General features: G+C 40.5%; 2 protein-coding genes and 1 pseudogene. 2 read left to right on the forward strand and 1 reads right to left on the reverse strand.

The window, feature by feature from the left end:
• Positions 1-222: pseudogene (locus BUB92_RS11030) on the forward strand (Rpn family recombination-promoting nuclease/putative transposase); the annotation flags it as partial.
• Positions 223-422: 200 nt separating this feature from the next.
• Positions 423-1739 carry a FecR domain-containing protein gene (locus BUB92_RS11035; RefSeq protein WP_073093612.1) on the forward strand — a complete coding sequence of 439 codons (1317 nt, stop codon included), beginning with the start codon at positions 423-425 and terminating at the stop codon, positions 1737-1739.
• Between the two features lie 103 nt (positions 1740-1842).
• Here the strand turns inward: BUB92_RS11035 and BUB92_RS11765 are convergent.
• On the reverse strand, positions 1843-2118 hold a 276-nt coding region (locus BUB92_RS11765), incomplete at its 5' end, for a hypothetical protein (protein ID WP_207646683.1).

A 2118-nucleotide genomic window follows, 5' to 3' on the forward strand; every position in this document is an offset into this window, starting at 1 on the left:
AGAAGAGAGGGTATGGAGGAAGGGATAAGGAAAGGTATAGAGCAAGGTATAGCTAAAGGTATAGAGCAAGGTATAGAAAAAGGTATAGAAAAAGGTATAAAAAAAGGTATAGAAAAAGGCAAAGAGGAAGCAGCACTGAATGCTTTGCAAAAATGGCTGGATATAGAAACTATAGCAGATATTACCGGGATTGCGGTGGAAAGAATAGAGGAATTAAATTAATAGTGCGAAAAAGGAGACAGTATAAATATCAGACAGCACAAAAGAAATATCCCCTTGTGTTCGTTTACATAAGATGGTATGCGCAAAAGTGTATAAAAGCGTCGTTGGGCGGAATGAACCCACTAGAATACATAAAAAGTTTGGGATTAGTAACCTAAAGTCCAGAAAAAATGTTCGCACCCCCAAAGGAGGGATATAGAATGTCAAAAATCAAAGGATGTGGGTTTATTATATTTATCACATCCGCTTTTTTATTTTGCTCTATAGGAATTGTTTATGCCGAAATACCTTTTGGTGTCTCAACCGTTCAGGTACATATGACAGGCAGTGTGGATGTCGAGGACTTTAGCGTTGACAGGCTTCCGGATAGTAGTCCCGGCTACTTCGACGTTATGAAGGAAGGGCAATGGACGGGTATTCGAGTGTCGGGTATTGATTATGAGCTTACATTCTGGAATGTTGGGAAATTGGGAGGAACAACAGGAAGGTTATGGTGGCAAAAGGACTATGAGGATGCCCTACTTATCTTAAAGTACCAGATATCCGATTATGGCAAAATTGTCGGCAAACCAATAAAAGTAGGGGGCATGACTGCTTTCCCCCTTGAAGATGCCACAAAAGCCCCCACTTTTAAACCAGTCGAAGTTAAGCTTAAATTTAGCGGAGGGCCAGCCGGAACCTTTGTTGAACAAGCACCCTACGTATCCGGTGGGTCCCCTTTAACGGGGCGTATACTTGATGGGAAGTATGTTATTTTTGATCCGCCTAGCGGGCAAAATCTAGCACTTTTTTACTTTAGTGACAAGTTGTTGGAAATACCGGGAGACCCTTTTTATATGTGGAGCACTGAAAACATAGAACGTATTGATTCTGGTGTTAGGTTCGCCGGTCTTTCAGGTCAGGTTGAAGTGCGTCCCGGATTTGACGAAGACGCTTGGGACTTTGCTCGTATGGACATGGTGTTGTATATTGAAGACCATATAAGAACAGGGCCGAGGAGCGGTGCAATTCTTTCCTTTAGGGATCTTAGCACCTTTGTAATGAAGGCCGATACGGAAATTGTACTTGCTCCACCGGGCGAGAAAGAAAGCAAAATTGACTTAGTACTGGGAAACCTGTTAGTTAATGTTAAGAAATTGCTTAAAGATGGCACTATGGAAGTGACCATGAATCAAGGAGTATTGGGTCAAAAAGGCACAATATTCATTTGCGAGGAAACGGGTACAACTTCGTCAGTGAAAGTAATTGAAGGAACAGTAGAGTTTACCGCCAAAGCTGACGGCAAAAAAGCTATAGTCAACGCAGGGGAGATGATTACTGCAACAGCAGATGGTCTAGGTGATAAAACAGACTTTGACATCAAAGCAGAACAGAAAGAATGGGATACACATCAAGCTTCTTTAAAGAGGAACGATGGAAACCTATTATGGGTAGGCTTTTTGTTCGGAGGCATTTTGTTTATTGCGTTATTTTTGGTTGTAATAAGAAGATTATTTCATCAAAAAAAGACTTCATAGATAAATGGCTTAGAGGAAGATTATGGGAAGCCTGAATTCGTAAAATTGTAAAAAATATAACATTCTTCTTCCAAAATAAAATGAAATGCCTCTATATGCGCATTCATAAATTTTTAAGGTTATCCATTACAGATTTTTTCCCAGGGTTTTGGTGGGCTAAATAGATAGGATGTGACATTACAAAAATGAGGCTATTGGAGGTTATTTCGATACCACCGAACGATATATCTGAATACAAGCTACACCTCACAATTGGTGCGAAGGACAAGAAGGAACCTCTTTGCATTAGCAGGGTTTGCGTCAATTTTGCGTTAAGATAAGGCACCGTTTTAAGGCGGTGTTTTTTGTTTTCCTGCACCTTTTCGCTAAAAGATGCACA

The sequence above is a fragment of the Thermosyntropha lipolytica DSM 11003 genome, assembly GCF_900129805.1.
In the GTDB taxonomy this organism is placed as follows: domain Bacteria; phylum Bacillota; class Syntrophomonadia; order Syntrophomonadales; family Syntrophomonadaceae; genus Thermosyntropha; species Thermosyntropha lipolytica.

Excerpts from the sequence above, each read along its gene's own strand:
- BUB92_RS11035 (WP_073093612.1), top strand. The coding sequence starts at position 423 with ATGTCAAAAATCAAAGGATGTGGGTTTATTATATTTATCACATCCGCT.